Here is a 22,004-nt window from a genome sequence, read left to right on the forward strand (position 1 = left end):
TTTATCCACAAGTTAAACGGAGTTGAGAGCATTTGGGCAAATTACAATTGATCGCCACCGCCCCCATGGGGCTGGAGGCTGTAGTAGCGCGTGAATTAAACGAACTGGGTTATGAGACCACGGTCGAGAACGGACGGGTATTATTCAGCGGAGATTACATCGACATCTGCCGCTGCAATTTATGGCTGCGCACCTCTGACCGTGTATTGGTCAAAATGGGCCAGTTCCCGGCCAAAACCTTCGACGAGCTGTTCGAAGGCGTCAAAGCGATTAATTGGGAGGACTGGATTCCCGAGAACGGCGAATTCCCGGTAGAAGGCCGCTCCCACAAATCACAGCTGACGAGTGTTCCTGCCTGCCAGGGTATCGTCAAGAAGGCGATTGTCGAGAAGCTGAAGCTGTCCTACCATACCGAGTGGTTCCCTGAGAACGGGCCGCGTTATGTGGTTGAAGTCATTCTGCTGAATGACATCGCGCTGATCACCCTGGACACCACCGGACCGGCGCTGCACAAACGCGGCTACCGCCGCCAGGCCACCGAAGCGCCGCTGAAGGAGACCATGGCTGCGGCCCTGATCCAGCTCAGCCGCTGGAACGGCCACCGGCCGCTGTACGATCCATGCTGCGGTTCCGGCACGATTCTGATCGAGGCCGCAATGATCGCCTGGAATATCGCGCCGGGTCTGCGCCGCTCCTTCCCGTCCGAGCACTGGCCGGAGATCCCGCAGCGCCTGTGGGAGGAAGCCCGCGAGGAAGCCTTCGACGCTGTGCGCGACGACTACCCGCTGCAGCTGACCGGAACTGACATTGATCCGGCAGCGATTGAGATTGCCGAAGCCGCCGCCAAGAGCGCCGGACTCTCCGGTGAGATCACCTTCAAGCATATCGCTGCCGCCAAGGCCCGCCCGGAAGGCGAGTATGGCTGTATTATCACGAACCCTCCATACGGGGAGCGGATAAGTAACGATAAGGAAGTGGAGAAGCTGACCCGCCAATTCGGCGAGATGATGCTCTATCTGCCAACCTGGTCCTTCTTCGCCATCAGCCCGTATAAGGAATTCGAGCAATACTACGGACGTAAAGCGGACAAGCGCCGCAAGCTGTACAATGGCCGGATTGAATGCCAATACTATCAATACCTCGGCCCGCTGCCTCCGCGTAATTAGGAGGAGCTGTGACTTAGACTGGCGGCCTATCGAGTAGGAGGCGTACAACGTTCCACCAACTGTCATGCCGCCCGGTAACTCACACCTAACAAGCCTTAAGTTCCGTGAAGCGGGGTTGCGCTGCGGACTTAAGGCTTGTTTATGCTAAACCAGCTGCTGAAGCACAGAATTCCCTCAATATAACGCCACAATAAGCGTAAACGGCCAAAGGTATTTGGTTTTTCACATACATTCGGCCCGTTCACCCTCGCTGCAATATATTGTATTTGGTATTTCACATACATTCGGCCCGCTCACCCTCGCTGCAGCACATTGTATTTGGTTTTTCACATACATTCGGCCCGTTCACCCTCGCTGCAGCACATTGTATTTGGTATTTCACATACATTCGGCCCCTTCACCCTCGCTGCAGCACATTGTATTTGGTTTTTCACATACATTCGGCCCCTTCACCCTCGCTACAGCACATTGTATTTGGTTTTTCATATATAATCTGTGGTCGCAACGATTATCAGACTAGATCAGGACTTTGGAGCGTACCTATGTACTCGTAGTAATTAATTCGCTGTGATGCGCCTCTTGCCACTGGGCGAAACTTTCCTTTATCCACCAGCATGCGGCTATATTTGATGACTGTTGTAATATACAATTCCAGCTCTCTCGCTGCCTCCACCGGACGCAGAACACGATGATGACGGATGGCGGAGCGCATCAAATCCCGTTCGATTTTGGAATACGATTTCTCGGTGCTTCTATGAGCAGGCATCTCTGCTGACAAATAAGGAAACAACGTGTTCCGCAGCACAGAAAGGATAAATGACGGATTTTCCTTAAGTTCATCCAGAGAAATATAATGCACAGTACAAGCCTGTGACTGCAGAAAGAGGCCGCGGTTCAGGTCCATCCGGTATTTGCTACGGTCCATGCCATGCGACCCATAATCCATAATCTCAAATGCAATGCGCGAGGAACCTACCTCCCATAAAATATCAACAAAATAGGATCGGCCACGCCAGTCCTTAACTTCATATTCCGGATGCAGTCCGTGAAAATGTCCGGCAAGCGGCCACCACACCTGTTCGACAAATAATCGGTTACCATAGCCATGCCCCCGCCTTAGCGCATCAAGCCGCTCTCCCTTTCTCCGTTTAAGATGTTTGAGCAGCCACTGCTCATGTTCCCTTGCAAAGCCCATTTCCGTCCCCTCACTTTGCGATGATATTAGTCTTTGAATGCACAAAGCCCCACCTCCTTCCGGTAGGGAAGGGAGATGGGGCATTCTTTGCCGCGTTGATTGTATCTATCGCTAGTGTGCCACTTTTAATCCGCAAACACAATACAGAAAATAAATGTATTTGATTTTCCACATACATTCGGCCCGATTCCCCTCGCTGCAGCACATTGTATTTGGTTTTTCACATACATTCGGCCCGTTCACTCTCGCAGCAGCACATTGTATTTGGTTTTTCACATACATTCGGCCCGTTCACTCTCGCAGCAGCATGTAGCAGCTTAATATATTCAGTTTTTTGCATACAATCACACAATAATACAACCCCCGCAAACTTATGCGGAGGCTGTATTTTTTCTATCACACTATCAAAACTATACTGTCAGACCTGATCTATTTCTTCACTGCCGGCTGTTTGACGAAAGCTTCCGCTTTGGCCAGCACCTCATCTTCTGTCGGAGCACTGATGTAACGGCCGTTGATATAGACAAACGGGCGTTTGCCGCAGGGTCCGCAGTAGGAGATACAGCCTGTTTTGATCTCGGCGTCTGGCGCCATCTTCAGCAGCTTGGGCACGATGCTTTTCATTTTGATATGATTGCACTCGTCACATAATCTTATATCGTTAGCCATGGAGCAACCCTTCTTTATGTCCGTAAAATACGGGCGGATCAATTAGTGATCGCCATGATTTCCTTTAGACGGATTAGTAATAACGAAGCCTTCCTCAGGGAAGTAGAGATAATCAATCTTCACACCGTCCAGCAGCGGCTGGTTCGGATCAAGAATAACATCGATTTCTTTGTCGGTGGAGATGACTACGTCGTTCTCCTTAGGCGTGTCCAGATCCAGGCCGTAGTGGGCATGGTCACCGTGGGAATGCGTAATCGCTACGCGCAGTTTAAGCTCGCTGTTGCCTTCAAGCTCCATAGTTTTCTTTATCACTTTAGCCGCATTGCGGGTAATTTTGACGTTCATTCGATTCCATCTCCCGGGCATCTATAGTTTAAATACTCAATAATTCATTTTAAGGAATATAGGATGTAAAAGCAACCATATTGCAGAAATACATCAGATAAAGCAGTCAAAATTGTCGTAAAACCGTCATCTTAGGCTCTTCAGCGCCGGGTATTTGCGGTCCATCCGCGAGACGAACCAGCCCATCAGCAGCATCGTTACCCCGATGTCATCTATTGGTATGAACGGCATGAAGTCAGGCAGCACCCAGTACAGCAGCGCCGGAATAGTGAACAGCAGCTTATCTCCCATAGAGACGTTCGGTGAAATGATATACTGCCAGGAGCTGCGGAATATATGAGACCATTGTTTGAGCGACAACAGTTTTCTGAATTTCATTGAGTAGTCCTCCCTGCTTCATTTGCTTATATCATTAGAAAAGAGAAAAGGGCACAGCCGCCAAACACCCGTTGAAAGGATTGCGGTCATACCCTTTGCTGTTATCTTACGCAAATTTGCAGAAATCGTTTCATTTTTAACTAAAATTTGACCGGATCATCCCGCTAAACTTTATTCCGTAACCTCAACATCGTCGATCCGGGCGGTGCTGGAATGCATCCGTAGCCCAATCTTCCCTCCGGCCGGCTGCGCCGCCGTATCGGTCCACTGGATCAGCTGGGTACCGCCTGCAAAAGCCGTAACCGTACTGCCGCTGACCACTACCTTCAGCTCCGTCCACTGGCCGGGCGTAACGGCAACATTGGCACTGCTTACCATCGTGAGCGTTCCGGCTGTTTTTTTGAACAACTCCGCCTTGTCGCCTGAATCATTCAGTCTGAACATGTAATAATTCGAGGCATCCGCATACCGGAACAGCAGTCCAGCGTTGCCGAAGGCATTCAGCAGCTTAATTTTGGCCGAATACGTGTAGTTCCTCCAGGAGGCATCGCCGGTATACGCCAGCGCTTCCCCTGACGACGATGTCTGCGTCAAAGCTTTCGTACCGTCATCCGCTACGCTCCACGCCCCGCCTGAAGTCGTCCAGCCGCTGTAATTGTTATCCTCGAAATCATCCTGCAGCAGCGTAACCGGCGGTGTGATTGTACCCTGGAACTCGAATACACCGATATCCGGAAGGCCGTTATACAGTGTATTTCCGAAGTAATCGAGACCCCCGTTGCCTGCAACCACCGCCCCGGCATTGATCAGCGGAGAGGTCTGCGCCAGCTTATAACCGTCTGCCGAAGCGAGTCCTGTGGCCGTGCCTGGACTGACGAAGCCGGGATTGCCGGTGATTTTGTTAGGATCGCTGGGAACACCCGAATTCAACCCGTAGAAGCTGTTGTGGTCATACGTCATTCTGGGGCTGTTCGTGTATTGCCCGCTGGCAGCATTATAAAAGATATTATTAGTGTAATAGGCCATTCCTGTATTGCTCGCATGGGTCAGCGCCTTATTCTGTGTTCCCGAACGGTAGATGACATTGTTGTAGATGTACAGATTGCCGCCGCCGTTCACCAGATGGAACACCCCGTTCGCATCCTTATCATTCTGGCTGATATTGTAGCGGAAGATATTATTATTCGTGTTGTTCATGACCAGCAGTGTGCCGCCCTCGTTGTTATAGCTATAGTTATACTGGTAGATGCTGTCGTGCACCTCAATATCGAAGTCCCACGGCTGGCCGTCTCCGCCCAGCATCCGGGTATCGGAGGCCTCGTTGTACTGGAATATAGCACCCTTGGTATAATAAGCCCACTGCGCCGCAACAACAGTGATATCCTCAAGGTAATTGACGATGGATGTATTCACCTCGCAGGCTTCTCCGATGGATTTCGTCTTGTTGTATTCAATCAGCGGCGAGGCGCTGGCTCTGACCAGGATGCCGTCCCGGTGGATTTTCTCCACCACATTGCCCCGGATCACGACATTGCTGAAAGCATCGAACTTATGAGTCCATGCACTATTGAAAAAAGCATCCGTCATCGTCTGAATCCCGGTATCCGCCACGTTGATGACTGTGTTATTCTCGATCAGAATATCGTCCCAGGTGCTCTCCGGTGCGGTGTTGGCTCCCCGGGCATGAACATTAATTCCGCCTGTTCTGCGGTCCGTGCCAAAGATATCGTGGATGTCGAGATTGCGGATATAAATATGCCGGAAGCTCCCCGCTCCTGCTCCTTCCCCCACAACCAGCACGCCGTTTCTCCGCATATCCGTGGGCTGCTGTCCGCTTGTAATCTCCAGATTATTGATCTCCCAGTAGGAGACATTGCGCAATCTGACCCCGAAGCCTTCACCGCCCACGGCGGTGTTGCCGAAATGAATCAGCGGTTTGGCTCCGCTCCCGTAGCGGTCTACTGTGATCGGGTTCCCCTCAGAGCCTGAGCCCTGCAGATCAAGATACTGATCAGTCCACACGCCGCCTGCCTTCAAAAGGATCCGGTCACCCGGGCTGAAGGTAGTGCTGTTCACTTTGCCCAGCGTCTTCCAGGCTGCCGTTTCACTGGTACCGGAGCTATTGTCGCTGCCCAGGGCAGAATCGACGTAATACGTCGTCCCTGCGGCGGCGGCCATAGGTCCTGATGCTCCCGATACCAGACTGAACAGCAGAAATGCGACGATGCCAAGGATGGTCAGCCTGCCCCGTTTACTTGTTCGTGTCATTCTAATCACTCTCCCGCAATTAGTTATAAAGCAGCCAATGCTTCACCAAGCCAGGCTCCCTGCTGAACCAGCCCGCGCTGAAGCGCGGTGATATCTACCTTCCGGCTCTGGCTGTCCGTACCGGCAGCCATCGCTGCCGCCATTCCCGCCGCCTGCCCCATAGCGAAGCAGTTGGGCATCACACGCAGTGAGCCCTGCACTACACGGTCCGAGGAGGCTGCGCGTCCTGCCACCCACACATTATCGAGACCAACCGGCAGCATGCAGCGGTAGGGAACGCCGTGGGATTCGCCGGGCGGCAGATGGTGAATATGCATGGCTCCGCTGCTGCGCGCCATATGGATGTCGATGAAATAGCTGTTGCGGGCAATATCATCCGGGAAGGACACCATATTCATGAAGTCCTCCTGTGTCAGAACATAATCGCCCACAATCCGCCGCGTCTCACGGATGCCGATCTGCTCTCCGGTGGACACGAGGTGGGCCTGTTCAAATCCGGGCACGTACGCCCGGAAGAATTCCAGCTGGCGGAGGACCAGCTTGCGGCCTTCCACGGCGCCCCGGGTCAAATCCTCCGCTCTAGAGCCGTCGATGCCGAAGACATGGCCGAAGTTGACGCCGACCAGATAATCGGCAACCCAGGACAGGCCAGAGACCGAATCCCGGCCCTGCGGCAGCTTCCCGTCCGCTTGGGCCTGCTGCACCGCCCGATGGATCTGATCGGTGTCGCCGCTTTCATCCAAATACTTCAGGAAGCGCTTTCGGTCCACATTAGCCAGCAGATAACACATCGTCGCCGCCTGAAGCTCACCCGCTTCTCCGCCTTTATGGAACGGCGCTCCTGCCAGGGCGGCCAGATCGGCATCGCCTGTCGCGTCGATCACCGTCTTCGCCTTGATGAGGCTCCGGCCGGATTTGTTGACGATTACGACACCTTCGATCTTGCGACCGTCTGCGTCCATCACAGTCTGGCTGGCAATGGTATGCAGCAGCACCCCGGCTCCGCTCTCTGCCACAGCATCATCGTATACACGCTTAAGCACCTCCGGATCGATAGGCACCCAGTCCAGCTCAGCGCCGAAGCGTTCGCGGAATTCCGGCTCACATTCCGCTTTCATCTGCTCCAGCAGCTCAAGGCCTATGCCGCGCACCACCGCCTTCTCCCCGTCACTGTAGGGACAGAAGGCCGGTACCAGGGCAACGGTGCCCATGCCGCCCAGGAAGCCGCGCTGCTCAATCAGCAGCGTCCGCGCTCCGCTTCTGGCGGCGGAAATCGCAGCCGCCACGCCCGCAGGTCCGCCGCCTGCAACCAGCACATCCACTTCATGCGAAACGGCGATTTCTTCCGCAGGTAATCTAAACGTTGTTCTATTCATCGTTCTTCCTCCTTGAAGCTATACTAGATAACCTGAACTTAAAAAACTAACTTAAAGCTCTGTCGTCACTACGGTGAATATTTGGACTTTCGGCCGCTGTTGTCCCCAGATTTCTTGAATGGTACCGCTCTTCGCGCCCCTCCGATCCTTCTCGCTTTTTGTTATTTCCTTTTTCCTCACCATTATAGTGAGATGGAGGGCTCCTGAGCGTGCAGCCTGATTGCCTGTTCCGGTGAAAAGTTTGGACTTTTCATTCCTCAGCGCCGCCCTCTTCTACCGGCCCGGCTTTGTATTCACTGGGATTTCTCCCGCTGTATTTCTTGAACACTTTGGAGAAATAAGCCCGATCGGAGAAGCCTAGCGTGTAGGCTACATTCTCCACCGTCTCATGCGGCCGTGCCAGCATCGTGATCGCCATATTCATTTTGTACTGATTGACGTAGTCGGTGAAATTGATGCCGGACAGCTTCTTGAAATAGCGGGAGAAGTAGCTGGCATTCAGATGCAGATGCTCCGCCATATCGGTCGAGGTCACCATCTGGTCGACATGCTCCTCCAGGAAGCGGTCCACCTCCTGCAGCCGGATATCCTTCTCCTGCGCCGCCACGGGTGCCAGCGTATGCTGTCTCCACAGATTCCGCAGCTCCCGCTTGGTCAGGCGGGCAGCCTCCTGGATATGAACCGTCTGCTCCAGCTGGGTGAAGAAGTCCTCCTCGGCAAGGCCTCCGGCTTCAAAGGCCATCTGGCGCACAAAATTGCCGCAGGCTTCCTTCACCAGCCGGGGCAGCAGCTTATCCGTGGTGACCTGCTGCGTCCATTGATTGATTGCCAGATCAATCCAGGCGGCATGCCCTTCTTCCAGCGCCAGCGACAGCATCCCGCGTTCCTTATCTCCGCGCCATTCGGCGGTCTGCCCGAAATCCGCCTGTTCATCGAGGACAGCAATAGGAGTAACCGCCTGATAGAAGTTGTGATCGCGGCTGTCCATAAGCCTCTTATACAGCGAGTCGAAGTTCCGCAAGGGCACGGATGCCCCGGAATAGAACCCCCGCAGGGTAATCTTGAGGTACTGCTCTACCTTGTCCAGCACGGATTGCATAAAATCAGTCAGCCCGTTCCCCGCGCAGCCGGGGTCAGCTACATTCCAAACCAGATAAATGTCTGCGTCTCTGCTCATAATCGGAGTAATGGAAGCTTCTCCGGCGGACAGCTCCAGCGCTATATTGTTCACGGCAAAATGAATCAGCGGTATATCCTTGTACCGGTAACGCTCGGTTACAAAGGCGGCATCCATATGGATAAACCCGTGGCGCAGATAAGGATGCTTCCAGGAGATCCCGAGGCGCTGTCCGAATTCAAGCGTATTCTCCTGATCTGCCGTACCGGACAGCAGCTGCTTGAGGAAGCTCTGCTTCAGCACTTCCTTATTGCGCTCAATCGCCTGGCGGAAGGAATAACGCTCCAGCAGCTCTTCACGGCTCTTGAAGCGGCTCATCGCTTTGCTGAGGCTGATCTTCAGCTGTTCAGGGGATAATTCATCCTTAATGAGATAATCATCCGCCTCCAGCTGGATGGCCCGCTTCGAGTAATGGAAATCCTCATAGCAGGTCAGGAAGATCAGGCGCACCTCCGGCTTCGTAATACGGAAGGCATCCGCCAGCTCCAGGCCGTCCATGCCCGGCAGGCCGATATCAATAATGACGACATCCGGCAAAGCCGCATGGAACTGCTCCAGCGCATCCTCACTGCTGAAGGCCGAAGCCACCAGCTGCAGCTCCAGTCCCAGTGACCCGAGCAGATATTCTACATATTCCAGCATCGGGACATCATCATCAATCAGCATCAGGGTCATCAAGGGGAACCGCCTCCTTCTCACTGGTTATGGGGATATATAGGGTAAAAGTCATGCCATCCTCATCTGTTCTTGCCTGCGCGCTCAGCCGCGCTCGGTATCCGTACAGCACCTGCAGCCGGCGTGCCGTGTTCACGAGTCCGACCCCTTTTTCCGGCCACAGGGCCGTGTCTTCATTTCCTTGCAGCCGCCGGTTCAGACGCTGGAGCTTATCCTCCGGCATCCCCCGGCCGTTATCGCTGATGCTGATCTTCAGCATATCGTCTTCAAACGCTGCCTCGAGCAGGATCGCCGGCTTCGCCGGACGTGCAGAGAAGCCGTGGCTGATGGCATTCTCGACAATAGGCTGCAGCAGCAGCCTTGGCAGCATAACCTCGCCTACCTTCTCGTCCAGCACGCATTCAAAAGCGATATCCAGCCGGTTGCGGATCTGCATCACCTGCACATAGCTGCCCAGCACCTTGCACTCCTCCGCCAGCTCCAGCGGCTTATCTACATGAACATATACGCGCAGCAGCTTCATCAGCGCATCAATCATCGCACCATGGGGCTGGTCCCCGGAGAGCAGCAGATCCACCTTGATCGAGTTGAGCGTATTCAGCAGAAAATGGGGCCGGATCTGCGCCGCCAAGGCCTGAAGCTCCAGTAGCCGTTTCTCCTCCTGCTCACTCTCGACCTGCTGAAGCAGCTGATTCATATCATCCAGCATCTGGTTGAAGGCTGAGGACAGCACTGCCACTTCATCCTTGCCCCGGACCGGAATCCGCACCGCGCGGTTGCCGCCGACATACTGCTTGACGCTTGCCCGCAGCAGACTGATCGGCTTATTGATATATCCGGCCCACAGCATGGACAGGATCAGAAACGCCAGAAAGAACAGACCGACGATCGAAATCGAGACCAGAAACTCCCGGTTGATATGGCTGTCGATGGAGCTGCGCGGCGTCTTGCTGGTGAGCAGCCAGCCCACTTTTGGAATACGGACCTCGCTGACCAGCATCTGACTCTCCTTCGGAGTATCCGCTCCGCCCGTGACCGCGATGCTTCTGCCCAGCCCGTCAGCCAGGGAGAGAATGTTGGCGCTATTGCCCGTATCCAGCAGGTTATGAAAATAATGGCTCGGAATGCCCACGTACAGCGTTGCCAGCTTCTCCTGATTCAGCGGATCGGTAATAAAGCGTACAGCGTAATAATAATCCGGTGCAGAGGGGTCGCCGCCGTAGGGGAACCATTGCAGTGAGATCTTCTCCTGCTCATTCAGCTTGCTGCTCTCCTCTAGAAGCTGCTCCGGCAGGACCGAAAAGACGGGAATATTCTGGTTGCCGATCAGAATCCGGTTCTCCCGGTTGACCAGCATAATCTGCAGATCGGCATCCAGCGACTGTACGGACAATATATTGGCCGTAGTCTTGAGTTTATTGTAGTGGGTATACACTCCGTAATTCCCGAAGTTCCCGGTGTTTTTTAAATAGCGCAGACTCTCCAGCACGGCCGGATCATATGCCTCAGAGAAATAGACCGAGACAAACGAGATGCTGTCTACGGTTTTCTCAATTTGACTCCCGATAACCTTCAGCGTCTCTTCGCCTGCACGCGAGATTTTATCACTCACATTCTCTCTCACAGAGGTGTACGACCAGAAGGTAACGACAATAAAAGGCAGCAGGATCAGGATCAGGAACGTGAACTGCAGTCTGCGATGGAAAGAAAAACGGCTTAACCATTTCATAACGTATCCACCTTGTACTGTAATGTAAATTCAACGTCCCTATTATAATCCATAATCGCTGCCGCCTTTAGCTTAATTCATTATTTCTGGTTGGCCTGAACTACCTTCTCCACTTCGGCTGTCATTTCAGTCTTGACCTCATCGAAGCTGCGGTTATCCAGGATAAAGCTGGCGAAGCCATTCTCCACAATCGCTTTCAGCTCACTTCCGTAAGGGACGCTGAAGGTATCCGGCATTTGAATATTCGGATCGAACAGTGTCTTGGACAGCGATGCGGTGTCGATCAAATCTGTATTTTCGCCGAAGAAGCCGTTGATTAGCTCTGCTCCGTCTACACCCTTGAAGGCTGGAATTTCTTTCGTGAATTTATAGGATTCCTTGGACATCCAGCGGATGAAATCATAGGAGGCTTCCTTATTCTCCGATTTCGCGCCCATAGCGAGGCCGCCGCCGGAAATATTCGTCATGCCGATCTCTTGCGTATCCACGGAGCGCGGCAGCGGAGCGTACATCGTCTGGAACTCATGCGGGAATTTCTCCAGATTCAGCGCCGCCCGGACAGCATAGCTTGGTACAGCGAGCATACTGGCATTTCCGGCAAAAAACTGCTGCAGCACATGATAGTTCGAAGCAAGCACATCGGCATACGGTTCAACACTCTTATCTTCCTTCTCCATAGTGCGGCGGAGATTGAAGAAGTACTCGAAGGACGGATCATCGAAAATCGGCTTCAGATCTGCGCTCAGCTGCGGATGCGGCTTCTCGGTGTAAGCGATGATGTTCGGATATTCACCCCAAGTGTGGAAGTAGGTTCCGTAGTGCTCAGGTGTCGTCAGCTTCTTGGCATAGTCGCGGAAGTCATCCCAGGTCCAGCCCATCTCAGGCAGGGACAGCCCGGCTGCTTCCAGATGATCCTTGTTAAAGACCGTCAGCCACTGGGTGGAGCTCGGCAGAATGCCGTATACCTTGTCATCCAGCTTCAGCAGCTTGGAATATTCATCCTCAGGTGTAATGCTCTCCTGCTCAAAGAAAGAGTTAAGCGGTTCCACAACACCGCGTGAAGCACGCTCCAGCAGTTCATCCTCATTACCGGTCATGAATACATCGACCACTTCTCCGCCGGCTACAAGAATATCCAGCTTCTTCATGAAATCAGTACTGTCGCTGTTCTGAACCAGTGATTCATATTCGACTTCCACTTTATCCTGGGATTCGTTATACGCCTGAACGGCCTGGTAGATCGGTTCTTCCGGCTTATCGGCCTTGAACGTGTAGAATTTGATCTTCGCCTTGCCTGCGGGCTGTTCTGTACTGCTGCTTCCGGCAGCCGGATCAGCTGAAGCCGGCGCATCGGTGGCGGCTGAATTACTGCTGTTGCCGTTCCCTCCGCATGCGGTAACGGAGAGCATAAGAATCATACTTGCTAATACTAAAGATAGTTTTTTCAAAGCAATTCCCCCTTGATTTGTTGTCTGCAGGCTCATTATACAATCTAAGGCCCGCGCACACCGTGTACAGCTTTGCGGTGTGCGCGTACACTTTTTTGACCTTCCGGTCCGGGCAGGGATAGCTGCCCGGAGATATTACTTTAACCTTTGACCCCGCCGATGGCAATGCCGTCAATGACTTGCTTTTGCAGGGCCAGGAACAAGATAAGCAGCGGCAGAATCGCAGCTACGGAAGCCATCATCATGACGGAGATTTGTGTACCGAACTCTTCCTTGAAGAATTGCATCCCCAGCGGAATGGTATACAGCTTGGTCGAATTCAGCATAATCAGCGGTCCCTGGTAATCATTCCACGTCCAGATGAACTTGATAATCCCTACCGTAGCCAGGATCGGCCGGCTTAGCGGCAGCACAACACTCCAGAAGATGCGGAAGAATCCGGCACCGTCGAGCTCGGCAGCTTCCAGCATATCATTATGAATGCCGATCATGAACTGGCGCAGCAGGAAGGTGAAATAACTGGAGAACATCCCCATCAGGATGAGCGCTGCATGCGAATCGTAGAGTCCCAGCTCCTTGATCATAATATAGCGCGGAACGAGTGTCGCCTGCTCCGGGATCATCATGAAAGCCAGCATCAGGGTGAAAATCAGGGTTCTGCCCTTGAAATCAAGCTTGCCGAGCGCGTAACCTGCCATGGCCGATATCACAATTGTAGCTATGGTGGATATCAGGGCGATTTTAATCGAATTCATATAAAATAGTCCAAACGCGACGTCGCCCATCCACACGGCCTTAAAGTTAGCAACCAGATTCCAGTCGGTCGGAATCCATTGAATCGGGAAGGTCCAGACCTCCTTCTCCGTCTTGGAGGCTGCGGACAGCATCCAGACCAGCGGCATCAGAAAGAATACCGAGAGCAGGGCGAACAGGGCCGTAAAGATCAGATTGCCGGTCTTAAATTTTCTCATTGTCATTGCCTTAGTTCCTTTCGCCGTAGACTAATAATGGACTTTGCGGTTCTGTGTCATCCAGGTAATCGACGTAACCAGCATGATGATGAGGAACAGCACCCAGGACATCGCCGAGGCGTAGCCCATTTTGAAGCGCTCGAACCCTTCCTCATAAATCTGGTACACAATGACCGTACTGGAATAGTTGGGACCGCCGTCCGTCAGGAACTTGATCATGTCGAAGATTTTGAAGGACGAAATCGTACTGGTGATCGCCAGGAAAAAAGTAGTCGGACCCAGCAGCGGCAGCGTAATCCGCCGGAACTGTCCGATCCCGCTCGCACCGTCAATCGTTGCGGCTTCATACAGCTCTTCCGGAATATTCGTCATGCCGGCCAGGAAGATGATGATCTGATAGCCCAGCAGCTGCCAGACGTAAATAATCATAATGGCGATCAGCGAGAAGCTGGTATCGACCAGCCAGCGCGGCGGCTCGGACAAGCCGATCTGCATCAGAATCTGGTTGATCGGCCCTTTGGACGGGTGATAAAGCGCCTGCCAGACGGCGGCAATCGCGACGGTTGAACAAATGTAGGGCACGAAGAAGGCAACTTTGAAAAAGGTTTTGGCATACAGCTTCTTATGGATCAGCGCCGAGAGCACCACCCCCAGCAGCATCGTGACCGGCACCGTGCCGATCGTAAACAGCACGTTATTCTTCAGTGCCAGCAGGAAGCGGTTGTCTCGGAACAGCTCGATGAAGTTGTCCAGGCCGACAAAATGGATCGCGGACAAGCCTCCGACCAGATTCCACTCCGTTAAGCTGAGGAAAAGGCTGAACAGCAGCGGGAACACGGCGATCACCAGCATACCGATCACTTCGGGAGCGATAAAGAGCCACCCCGCCAGCTGCTCCCTTCTTTTGCGTGTCCAGTAAGTTTTGGGCTCAGCCCCGGTTGTCTTACGGGTAACAGCAGATTCACTCATTGCATTCTCTCCCCTGCAGTTTCAGCTTGGTTGTCCGGCAGATAGCCGCCTTCTTCCCGGAGACGGGTACGCAGACGGGCGGTGTCGATGGTGTGGACGTCACCGCCGGTCTGCGCGGCAGCCAGTGCTGCAGCGAGTCCGGCAGCTTCGCCCATTGCCAGGCAGACCGGCATCACCCGGACACTGCCCAGCACCCTGCGGTCGCAGGAGATGGAACGGCCGGCGACCAGTACATTGCGCAGTCCGCGCGGCGTAAGGCAGCGGTACGGAATGCCGTGCGATTCGCCCGGACCGTAGAGCGTGATCGCTTGGCTGGACCCGCTGCCGCTCTGCTGCTCCTTCTGTGTGCCGTGCACATCAATGAAGTAACTGTTGCGGCAGATCTCATCGTCGAAGCTTTTGCGTGAGATGTAGTCCTCCGCCGTCAGGACGTAATCGCCGGTAATCCGCCGGGATTCCCGCGTTCCGATCAGCGTGCCTGTGCTCATCACTACCGCGTTACCGAAGGCCGCGGGATGGACAGCGGCGAGCATGTCACGGTAGGCAGCCGCCATCTTGCGTCCTTCAACCAGCGCCCCGGATACGGAGAAGGAATTCGTGTTATCGACTCCCCAGAGATGTCCGGCGTTGAAGCCAACGGCACGCGGAGCCACCATGTTGTTGCACAGATGGGTGTCCGGAATTGCCGGGTATTCCCCTGACCGGACCACTTCATGGATCGGGCTGTGCGGGTTCTCCGCATGCAGCTTCGGCCCGTTCAAATACGCGTAATCATCCACGTTGCCAAGGATGAAGCAATGCGTTGCCGGCTGAAGCTCGCCGGTCGCTTCGTCCCCCATCTCGTACTCGGCGCCTGCCCATGCGGCGACATCGCCATCTCCCGTGCAATCGACATAGACGGTAGCGCGGAAGGCCTGCAGGCCGCTTTTGTTCAGGAGGAGTAGTGTTGTGATGTTGCCGTGGTCGTCTCTCTCCACATCCGCAAGCGCGGTCAGGAACAGGATATGCGCACCCGACTCCGTTACGAGATCGTCATACACCCGCTTAAGCTTCTCCGGTTCGATCGGCACCCAGTCCATCGCATCCTCCCGGACATGCGGCATTTGCGCCTTTAAGGTATTGAATACCTTGGCCGCGAGACCCCGGTAGACCATCTTTTCTTTATCCGAGAATGGGCACCAGGCCGGCACCAGGCCGGATGTTCCCATTCCGCCAAGGCTGCCGGTCGCCTCGACCAGCAACGTCCGTGCCCCTTCTCTTGCCGCCGCAGCTGCGGCGGTGCAGCCCGCAGGTCCGCCTCCGACTACAATGACGTCGTAGGAGGAATTCAGCGGGATCTGTTTACTTTTCAGCGTATACGTATCGTTATCCATATGGTCCTCACTTTCCCGGCGGCCGGCCCTCTTTCCGTGAATCCGTCCGCCACTTTTCTATAAGCTAATTTTAGCAAGAGACTTTTGCGAGTACGGTATAGCTTTCATACGGCTTGATGTGCATTATTTTGACTATAAAATGCCTAGGCGGGAGACTCAGGGGGTTGGGGTTGGGGTTGGGGTTGGGGTTGGGGTTGGGGTTGGGGTTGGGGTTGGGGTTGGGGTTGGGGTTGGGGTTGGGGTTGGGGTTCGAGCTGGGGTTCGAGTTCGAGCTGGGGTTCGAGTTCGAGCTGGGGTTCGAGTTCGAGCTGGGGTTGGGGTTGGGGTTTGAGCTGGGGTTCGAGTGGTTGTTTGAGCTGGAACTGGAGAGTTGGCGTTCGAAGTGGAGTTCGATTTCCAACTAGAGTTAGAGCTGGAGTTGGTGTTCTAGTTGGAGCTGGTGTTCGAGTTGGAGCTTAAGTTGGAGCTTAAGTTCGAGTTCGAGTTGGAGCGGGAGCTGGGGAGTTGGCGTTCGAAGTGGAGTTCGATTTCCAACTAGAGTTAGAGCTGGAGTTGGTGTTCGAGTTGGTATAGGCCGTTGGAGTAACGTTAGCACTTTGTATGAGAGTGGCGGTGTGTGGAGGAATGGACGTATGTATGCTCTGCGCGCGTGCATTGTCTTTGCGTTTACTAGCGGAACCCCAGCCGGGTTCAGCTAGTGATGAGGACTGAGATTCCGCTAAATGATGGAATCAGGCGAAATCTCCTGTCAAACGGACTCAGATTCCGTTAAGTATCCGAATATACCTCATTTTGAGCCCGAATGAATAAATTAACGGAATCTCAGTCCGCTTCAGCCCCCTTATTAAGTTTTTTCGTGAAATAAGCGCTTCTCAGTCCGCGTCCCTCCATTAGAGCGCCCGCTGCCGCATCACCAGTAACCAATTTTGGCAAGCCACTAACCAAGCGGCAGTCTCCGGAAAAATTAGTCTAACTCATTCGTCCATCTAATCCACTTCCGGCGGAATCAGGGGCATTTCTGCTCCTCATTTACCTCACCAAGCCCACTCCAGGCGGAATCAGGGGCATTTCTGCTCCTCATTCCCCCCCTACTCCCCAGCGAATACAAAAAGAAACCGCCCCTTAAGCGTCGGGGGGTCAGCCCGCCCGCTCTTTAAGGAACGATTTCTTAGTGCGTTTATTATTGAGTTAATTATTGCGCCTAATAATTGCGCCTATTAATCGGGTCCATGGATCCGATTTGTCTCCAACCAGCTTGTCTCCAACCGGCAATACAATAAAAAAGGATACAGCCGCGGAGGATTGATAGGGAGGATTGCGGCCGTGCCCTTTGCTGTTATCTTACGCAAATTTGCAGACATTGTTTCATTATTATTTCAAATTTGAGAGTATCGCCCCGAGTATGAGTCCGGTCTCCAGGGCCATATCCTCAAAATCAGCCGCTGGCAGCGGATTCTTGCCTATGCCCAGCTCTACCGTGAATCCCGGCTTGCGGAAGCGCTGGATGAACCAGTCCTTGTATCCGGCATCGCTGCCGGTCAGCTCGACCGCCCGGTAGCCGCTCACTGCCGCAAGCCCCGCTGCCCAACGCTTACTCTCCGGCGGCTCGTAGCCCCGGTAGTTCCAGTAAATCTCTGCACCCTGGCTGTGCAGGGATACGGCCGCATCGCCGGGAATCCGCTCGGCCAGAGCAGCCAGCGCCGCTGCCTCCGGCTCACAGAGCGGGGCATGCCCGCTGTAATCCCGCGGAGCCGGACCGGGAACCTGCCGCCGGTCGCGCTCCTCTTCCCAGTGGGCGGGGAACTGATCGCCCAGATCCACGCCGCGGATGTTGGCCTTCCAGTGGCGGAAGCTGCGCCTGCCGCTGTTCCATTTCATCAGCGCAGCATAATAAGGATGATCCGGCAGCGCGCCTTCCTGCACCAGCTCGACACCATCGGGATTCGCCATCGGCACGGCCCATAGCGTCCAGTCCCGGTGCCAGTCCGCTGGCTGATGGCTATGCCACGAGCTGCCCGAAGCAAAAGCTGCTGCGTATTCTTCAATGAAGCGCATCAACGAAGGCGAGGTCAGCCATTCATTGGCATGCAGCGCGCCATTCACATGCAGATGCCTTGGACCGCTGCCGATCCGCAGCAGAGTGATTGGCTTGCCGAGCACGCTGGTGCCGATGGTTTCAGTGCTGACAAATGGATATTTGTCCGCCAGCCTGACGGTATCCGCCTCCAGGTCAGCCGGTCCGTATTCACCGCGAAGATAGACTTCCTCACGGCGGGCTGCGGCCGGAATCACAAGCACCTTGCCCGGCAGGCATATGCGCCCCGAGCTTACCCCCGGATTCAGCATTTCCAGTTCGTCAATCCCCACACCGAACAGGGAAGCGATGCTGTGTGCATCGTCCCCTTCCTGCACCGCATAACGCTTACGCGGAGCAGACGGCAGGAACAGCACCTGCCCCGGATATAAATAAGGCTGGCTTCCAGCCCATGGATTTCCTTGAATGACATGCTCCGGTGTCAGTCCGTGTCTTGCGGCTATACGGCTTACGGTATCTCCCCTGCGGGCAATATATTGCTGCATATGTCTCATCCTCCCGGCCCTCTTGAGCCGCCGTCCCCTCCAGCCTGTCCGGGTCTCTCCGCGAATACAGGCGGGACACAGCCCTAGCCTAGTATATGAGCAGCAGCTCCATGTCATGAAGGATTTGAACATACAAAAAGCCGGGAATCCCGCTCCCGGCTTGTAACATCCGCCCCATGATGCCTCGGGGTTTGTCCCTATTCAATTCACCACAGAGAGCATCCCAGCCTACATCGAGGATACCTGCCATACTACAGGGGTACGGCTAATCTGCTCGCCAAGCCAGTCCCGGGCGATCCGCTGGAACATCTCAGCATCGCCGCTGCAGAAGAATTGGTGGATCGGGCTTTCATCCCCGCGCGCCAGCTGGCCTTTGTCATACAGAATGGTGCTGATCTCCCGCGCCGTCTCGTCTGCCGAGCTGATCAGCTTGACTCCCGGCCCCATTACTTTACCGATCGGCTCGACCAGGAACGGATAATGGGTACAGCCCAGAATCAGAGTATCAATCGGCTCGTATTTGATGCCGTTCAGCGACTCTGCTACGGCTAGGTGACTCTCCTCCGAGCGGAACAATCCCTGTTCTACAAAGGGGACAAGCGCCGGGCAGGCCTGGCTGACCACCTGGACGAACGGTGACAGCTGCTTCAACGCCGCCGTATATGCACCGCTTTTGATCGTACCGATGGTACCGATGACGCCGACCTGGCCATTCTTGGAAGCGCTGATGGCTGCGCGGGCACCGGGGTGAATGACTCCGATCACAGGAATGGCTACCTTGGCGGAGATATAATCAAGAGCTGCCGCTGTTGCCGTATTGCAGGCAATAACAATCATTTTAGGATTAAATTGAATTAAGTAGTCCACGATTTGTTCAGTGAACAATTTCACTTCCTCAGTCGAACGGGGTCCGTACGGAGCTCTCGCCGTATCGCCGAAATAGATGATTTTCTCCCTGGGGAGCTGTCGCATCACTTCCTTGACAACGGTCAATCCTCCCACACCTGAGTCTAATATAGCTATTGCTTGCTGCACGAACACACCGCATCCTTTAACTTGTTTTGTGTAGCTTATGTAAGGCCGGAATAAAGTGTACCAGGATTTCAGCCCCAATTGCAGATAATACCCCATTTACCGGCTTAGTTCAAGTAAGGGATTCATCAGGCACAGCCCCGGGCCGGAACAGGCCAGACCTGGGGAGGGACAGGAACGGCAAAAGCCGCCTCCCGCCAGTCTGCGGAAAGCGGCTCCTCTATTGTTGGGTAAGCTTAGGAAAGCTCGCCTTCACTTTTGCGGTCAACAACCTTTTCAGCTACAGCACTATCCGTGTCTGATTCAGCTTCTATCTCAGCTTCAGCGGCTTCCTCTTCCAGCACAGCGTCAGCAGCCTCAGCAACTTCATCCGCTTCTGAGGCTTCCACAGCCTCTTCAGCAATTCCGCTTACGGTAGCCGTCTTAGCTTCTTCCACTGTATCCGTGACGGCTTTGCTCCATTCTTTGACTTCACTGACGACCGATATTACAGCTTCTTTAGCCTTGCCGTAGATCTCTGTAGTCTTCTCACTGGCCTGACCGGCGATTTCCTGGACCTTATCGACCGCTTCAGTTGTTCCTTCGGCAATATCCTTGCGAAGCTCCTTACCTGGTTTAGGAGCGAACAGCAATGCTGTCACCGTTCCGACCACACTGCCGGCAAGCACACCCCAGAGCAAGCTTTTGGTATCCTTTTTCATCATCAATCTCTCCTTTGGATTCAAAGTGCCTCTGCCCGGCCGCCCGGGCGATCGCCTAGTTCTGGTATATCATAAGCATAGAGAGTTTGTCCTGTGACTGATCATTTGGAGTTTTCCGAAGTTTTCTCCTTTTTGTTCGGAGTGATTGCATAACGGCAGCATTGGCCGCCTTCCGCCATACATTCACTGCGGGTAACCTTCGCATCCAGCAATTCCTCGAACAAATGCTGCTCGCACTGGCAGGCCTTGCGGTACTGGGTAGCGACCTGGCGGATGGGACAGTTAAATTCACGCATCACATACGAACCGTCCTCTTCCTTACTCCATTCCGCCATATACCCTCCGGCATTCTGAATCGCTGACAGCTCGGCAACACGCTGCTCGAGATCGCGGTTCTGCATCATAGGGGTGTACTGGGCAAGCATACGCCGCCTGCGGCCTTCAAAAAGCACATTAACCGCATCAAGCCCGCTCCCGTGATCCAGCTCCCGCAGCAGCTCCAGCGCCAGATTGTGATAGCTTTTGGGAAAATGATCTTCCGCCCGCTCGGTAAGTGAGTATACATGCATAGGACGTCCCATGGCCTGGCGCACCACCTTGGTCTTGGCAAGCGACTCCTGCTCCAGTTGAAGCACATGGCGGCGGACGCCCATTTCGGTAATGCCCAGCTCTTCCGCCAGAGCGCCGATTGTCAGCGGCCCTTTCATCTTCAGCAGCGTCATAATCATCCGCCTTGTCGAACCGCTTTCCTGACCCTTCTTCGCCATAAAGGACCTCCTTTCTGTCTGACTACATACTTTACGTTATGATTACACCGTTACTTCAATTCCCAGCTCCCGGTCCAGATAGCCGCGCACCTCGGAGGCGAACTGTTCCAGCACATTCGGCAGCACCAGCGTCAGCGGATGCAGCGCCTTCCGTTCCCACACATAATAGTCCTGAACCAGAGGCTTGCGCAGGGCTACCAGCGAGGTCAGATCAGGGTAAATCCCGCTGTCACCCAGCACCTTTTCCTCATGAATAATGGAAATAATATCTTCATAGCTCCCGGCATCCCGCATAATGAACCCGTCGATCAGACAGCTGCCCACATCGGTAACCACTTCTACCGCCAGATGCAGGCAGCGTTCCTGTACAAGACCAAGTATCGTACTGCCATCCCAGGAAGATGCCGCGTGCCGGAGACCGTTATTCAGATCAGGGATTTGTTCAAGTATCGTTTCAATTTGCTTCCGGTTGACATAATACACAGATGACCCTCCACCCTGCGGTAATTTGACCTGCCACTCAATAACTGCCGCTACTTCCCGCGTTTGCCCCGGCGCTTCAGCCAGAACAGCATAATGAAGCAAGCCGCCAAAAATACAACCAGATACGTTAACGCTTCCATTGGATACTCAAGCTCACGCATAACCGTCACCGCTTTCCGTACTTAATGGGTTCCAGCCTTGCAGATCATATGCTGCCTAAATCTCGTAATCCACAGCCACAGAAACATCTTTGACTTCGTTAATGTGGGCGATAACTTCCTTGTGGGCCGGATGAACCTGATAAGCCTGTAAATCTTCCATGGAGGCTACAACGGTAACCAGGGCAATATCATACGAACGCTCGGAGTGAATCAGATCAGCTCCTACTTCAATAGAGATAAGCTGCGGAATTCTTCCTTCCATGTTGCGTAGAACGGCTACTGTCTCTTGTACTTTGTCCGGGGACCGGTCCTTTAATTTGAAGAATACAATATGCTTGATCATCTATCTCGCTCCCAGCTCTTGATTAATATAAATTTGATTACTAAAAATATATCATAAACAGCAGCATTACTGAAAGAAACTTAGCGCTGCACGAAACGGAGGCATTTGATCTGGACGAAAGCATTGGTGTAATGTTAAAGTCATATACAGCTAAACTAGAAGAATTACCACTTCATTAATTCAGTATATCGGAGGAAT

Annotated in this window: 20 protein-coding genes; 2 read left to right on the forward strand and 18 right to left on the reverse strand. The window is 53.8% G+C overall.

The genetic code is table 11. From position 1 onward, the window contains the following. Nucleotides 1-32 precede the first annotated feature (32 nt). A complete protein-coding gene (locus MHI42_RS08390) occupies nucleotides 33-1,166 on the forward strand; it encodes a class I SAM-dependent RNA methyltransferase (protein ID WP_042135686.1) in 1,134 nt (377 codons plus the stop codon). Nucleotides 1,167-1,677: 511 nt separating this feature from the next. Here the strand turns inward: MHI42_RS08390 and MHI42_RS08395 are convergent. The 12 genes from MHI42_RS08395 to MHI42_RS08450 all read right to left on the reverse strand — a co-directional run bounded on the left by MHI42_RS08395 (nucleotide 1,678) and on the right by MHI42_RS08450 (nucleotide 15,739). Beyond that, the gene (locus MHI42_RS08395) at nucleotides 1,678-2,361 is read right to left on the reverse strand and encodes a hypothetical protein (protein ID WP_171718454.1); all 684 of its coding nucleotides are present in this window, start codon (nucleotides 2,359-2,361) and stop codon (nucleotides 1,678-1,680) included. Between the two features lie 429 nt (nucleotides 2,362-2,790). After that, entirely contained in the window at nucleotides 2,791-3,030 is a 240-nt protein-coding gene (locus MHI42_RS08400) for a DUF1450 domain-containing protein (RefSeq protein WP_039308771.1), read from the reverse strand. Between the two features lie 42 nt (nucleotides 3,031-3,072). After that, entirely contained in the window at nucleotides 3,073-3,375 is a 303-nt protein-coding gene (locus MHI42_RS08405) for a heme biosynthesis protein HemY (protein WP_039308768.1), read from the reverse strand. Between the two features lie 126 nt (nucleotides 3,376-3,501). Then, nucleotides 3,502-3,753, reverse strand: a complete 252-nt coding sequence (locus tag MHI42_RS08410; protein ID WP_342423465.1) for a hypothetical protein — start codon at nucleotides 3,751-3,753, stop codon at nucleotides 3,502-3,504. 171 nt (nucleotides 3,754-3,924) lie between these two features. Next, the gene (locus tag MHI42_RS08415) at nucleotides 3,925-6,021 is read right to left on the reverse strand and encodes a family 16 glycoside hydrolase (protein WP_342423466.1); all 2,097 of its coding nucleotides are present in this window, start codon (nucleotides 6,019-6,021) and stop codon (nucleotides 3,925-3,927) included. 23 nt (nucleotides 6,022-6,044) lie between these two features. Continuing rightward, complete coding sequence (locus tag MHI42_RS08420; protein WP_342423467.1) at nucleotides 6,045-7,397, reverse strand: FAD-dependent oxidoreductase; 1,353 nt, start codon at nucleotides 7,395-7,397, stop codon at nucleotides 6,045-6,047. 250 nt (nucleotides 7,398-7,647) lie between these two features. Continuing rightward, nucleotides 7,648-9,249, reverse strand: a complete 1,602-nt coding sequence (locus MHI42_RS08425) for a helix-turn-helix domain-containing protein (protein ID WP_342424704.1) — start codon at nucleotides 9,247-9,249, stop codon at nucleotides 7,648-7,650. Further along, nucleotides 9,230-10,978: a histidine kinase gene (locus tag MHI42_RS08430; RefSeq protein WP_342423468.1), complete on the reverse strand. Its 1,749-nt coding sequence runs from the start codon at nucleotides 10,976-10,978 to the stop codon at nucleotides 9,230-9,232. Before MHI42_RS08430 ends, MHI42_RS08425 begins: the two co-directional genes overlap by 20 nt. Before the next feature lie 80 nt (nucleotides 10,979-11,058). Beyond that, nucleotides 11,059-12,426: an extracellular solute-binding protein gene (locus tag MHI42_RS08435; protein ID WP_342423469.1), complete on the reverse strand. Its 1,368-nt coding sequence runs from the start codon at nucleotides 12,424-12,426 to the stop codon at nucleotides 11,059-11,061. A gap of 140 nt (nucleotides 12,427-12,566) precedes the next feature. Then, entirely contained in the window at nucleotides 12,567-13,403 is an 837-nt protein-coding gene (locus MHI42_RS08440) for a carbohydrate ABC transporter permease (RefSeq protein ID WP_171718460.1), read from the reverse strand. Between the two features lie 24 nt (nucleotides 13,404-13,427). Beyond that, entirely contained in the window at nucleotides 13,428-14,366 is a 939-nt protein-coding gene (locus MHI42_RS08445; RefSeq protein WP_076244203.1) for a sugar ABC transporter permease, read from the reverse strand. Further along, nucleotides 14,363-15,739 carry an FAD-dependent oxidoreductase gene (locus tag MHI42_RS08450; protein ID WP_342423470.1) on the reverse strand — a complete coding sequence of 459 codons (1,377 nt, stop codon included), beginning with the start codon at nucleotides 15,737-15,739 and terminating at the stop codon, nucleotides 14,363-14,365. Before MHI42_RS08450 ends, MHI42_RS08445 begins: the two co-directional genes overlap by 4 nt. 242 nt (nucleotides 15,740-15,981) lie before the next feature. Between MHI42_RS08450 and MHI42_RS08455 the strand changes: the two genes are divergently transcribed. After that, a complete protein-coding gene (locus MHI42_RS08455) occupies nucleotides 15,982-16,143 on the forward strand; it encodes a hypothetical protein (protein ID WP_342423471.1) in 162 nt (53 codons plus the stop codon). Nucleotides 16,144-17,110: 967 nt separating this feature from the next. On the opposite strand, the gene MHI42_RS08460 is transcribed toward MHI42_RS08455, so the two are convergent. The 6 genes from MHI42_RS08460 to MHI42_RS08485 all read right to left on the reverse strand — a co-directional run bounded on the left by MHI42_RS08460 (nucleotide 17,111) and on the right by MHI42_RS08485 (nucleotide 21,806). Further along, complete coding sequence (locus MHI42_RS08460) at nucleotides 17,111-18,319, reverse strand: M14 family zinc carboxypeptidase (protein ID WP_342423472.1); 1,209 nt, start codon at nucleotides 18,317-18,319, stop codon at nucleotides 17,111-17,113. 228 nt (nucleotides 18,320-18,547) lie between these two features. After that, nucleotides 18,548-19,354, reverse strand: coding sequence for a glutamate racemase (gene racE, locus MHI42_RS08465; RefSeq protein ID WP_039308737.1), 807 nt, complete (start codon nucleotides 19,352-19,354; stop codon nucleotides 18,548-18,550). 233 nt (nucleotides 19,355-19,587) lie between these two features. After that, a complete protein-coding gene (locus tag MHI42_RS08470) occupies nucleotides 19,588-20,055 on the reverse strand; it encodes a YtxH domain-containing protein (protein ID WP_342423473.1) in 468 nt (155 codons plus the stop codon). A 98-nt stretch (nucleotides 20,056-20,153) separates the two neighbouring features. After that, a complete protein-coding gene (locus MHI42_RS08475) occupies nucleotides 20,154-20,819 on the reverse strand; it encodes a metalloregulator ArsR/SmtB family transcription factor (RefSeq protein WP_171718466.1) in 666 nt (221 codons plus the stop codon). A 42-nt stretch (nucleotides 20,820-20,861) separates the two neighbouring features. Then, the gene (locus MHI42_RS08480) at nucleotides 20,862-21,302 is read right to left on the reverse strand and encodes a HepT-like ribonuclease domain-containing protein (RefSeq protein WP_340987919.1); all 441 of its coding nucleotides are present in this window, start codon (nucleotides 21,300-21,302) and stop codon (nucleotides 20,862-20,864) included. 216 nt (nucleotides 21,303-21,518) lie between these two features. After that, nucleotides 21,519-21,806 (reverse strand): Dabb family protein, encoded by a 288-nt coding sequence (locus MHI42_RS08485; RefSeq protein WP_039308729.1) that lies wholly within the window; start codon nucleotides 21,804-21,806, stop codon nucleotides 21,519-21,521. Between the last annotated feature and the right edge of the window lie 198 nt (nucleotides 21,807-22,004).

It is taken from the genome of Paenibacillus sp. FSL E2-0178, assembly GCF_038593005.1.
Lineage (GTDB): Bacteria > Bacillota > Bacilli > Paenibacillales > Paenibacillaceae > Paenibacillus_AQ > Paenibacillus_AQ phytohabitans.

Coding starts and splice junctions, on each gene's coding strand:
- MHI42_RS08395 (WP_171718454.1), bottom strand. CDS start 2,361: ATGGGCTTTGCAAGGGAACATGAGCAGTGGCTGCTCAAACATCTTAAA.
- MHI42_RS08400 (WP_039308771.1), bottom strand. CDS start 3,030: ATGGCTAACGATATAAGATTATGTGACGAGTGCAATCATATCAAAATG.
- MHI42_RS08405 (WP_039308768.1), bottom strand. CDS start 3,375: ATGAACGTCAAAATTACCCGCAATGCGGCTAAAGTGATAAAGAAAACT.
- MHI42_RS08410 (WP_342423465.1), bottom strand. CDS start 3,753: ATGAAATTCAGAAAACTGTTGTCGCTCAAACAATGGTCTCATATATTC.
- MHI42_RS08415 (WP_342423466.1), bottom strand. CDS start 6,021: ATGACACGAACAAGTAAACGGGGCAGGCTGACCATCCTTGGCATCGTC.
- MHI42_RS08420 (WP_342423467.1), bottom strand. CDS start 7,397: ATGAATAGAACAACGTTTAGATTACCTGCGGAAGAAATCGCCGTTTCG.
- MHI42_RS08425 (WP_342424704.1), bottom strand. CDS start 9,249: ATGACCCTGATGCTGATTGATGATGATGTCCCGATGCTGGAATATGTA.
- MHI42_RS08430 (WP_342423468.1), bottom strand. CDS start 10,978: ATGAAATGGTTAAGCCGTTTTTCTTTCCATCGCAGACTGCAGTTCACG.
- MHI42_RS08440 (WP_171718460.1), bottom strand. CDS start 13,403: ATGACAATGAGAAAATTTAAGACCGGCAATCTGATCTTTACGGCCCTG.
- MHI42_RS08445 (WP_076244203.1), bottom strand. CDS start 14,366: ATGAGTGAATCTGCTGTTACCCGTAAGACAACCGGGGCTGAGCCCAAA.
- MHI42_RS08450 (WP_342423470.1), bottom strand. CDS start 15,739: ATGGATAACGATACGTATACGCTGAAAAGTAAACAGATCCCGCTGAAT.
- MHI42_RS08460 (WP_342423472.1), bottom strand. CDS start 18,319: ATGCAGCAATATATTGCCCGCAGGGGAGATACCGTAAGCCGTATAGCC.
- MHI42_RS08470 (WP_342423473.1), bottom strand. CDS start 20,055: ATGATGAAAAAGGATACCAAAAGCTTGCTCTGGGGTGTGCTTGCCGGC.
- MHI42_RS08475 (WP_171718466.1), bottom strand. CDS start 20,819: ATGGCGAAGAAGGGTCAGGAAAGCGGTTCGACAAGGCGGATGATTATG.
- MHI42_RS08485 (WP_039308729.1), bottom strand. CDS start 21,806: ATGATCAAGCATATTGTATTCTTCAAATTAAAGGACCGGTCCCCGGAC.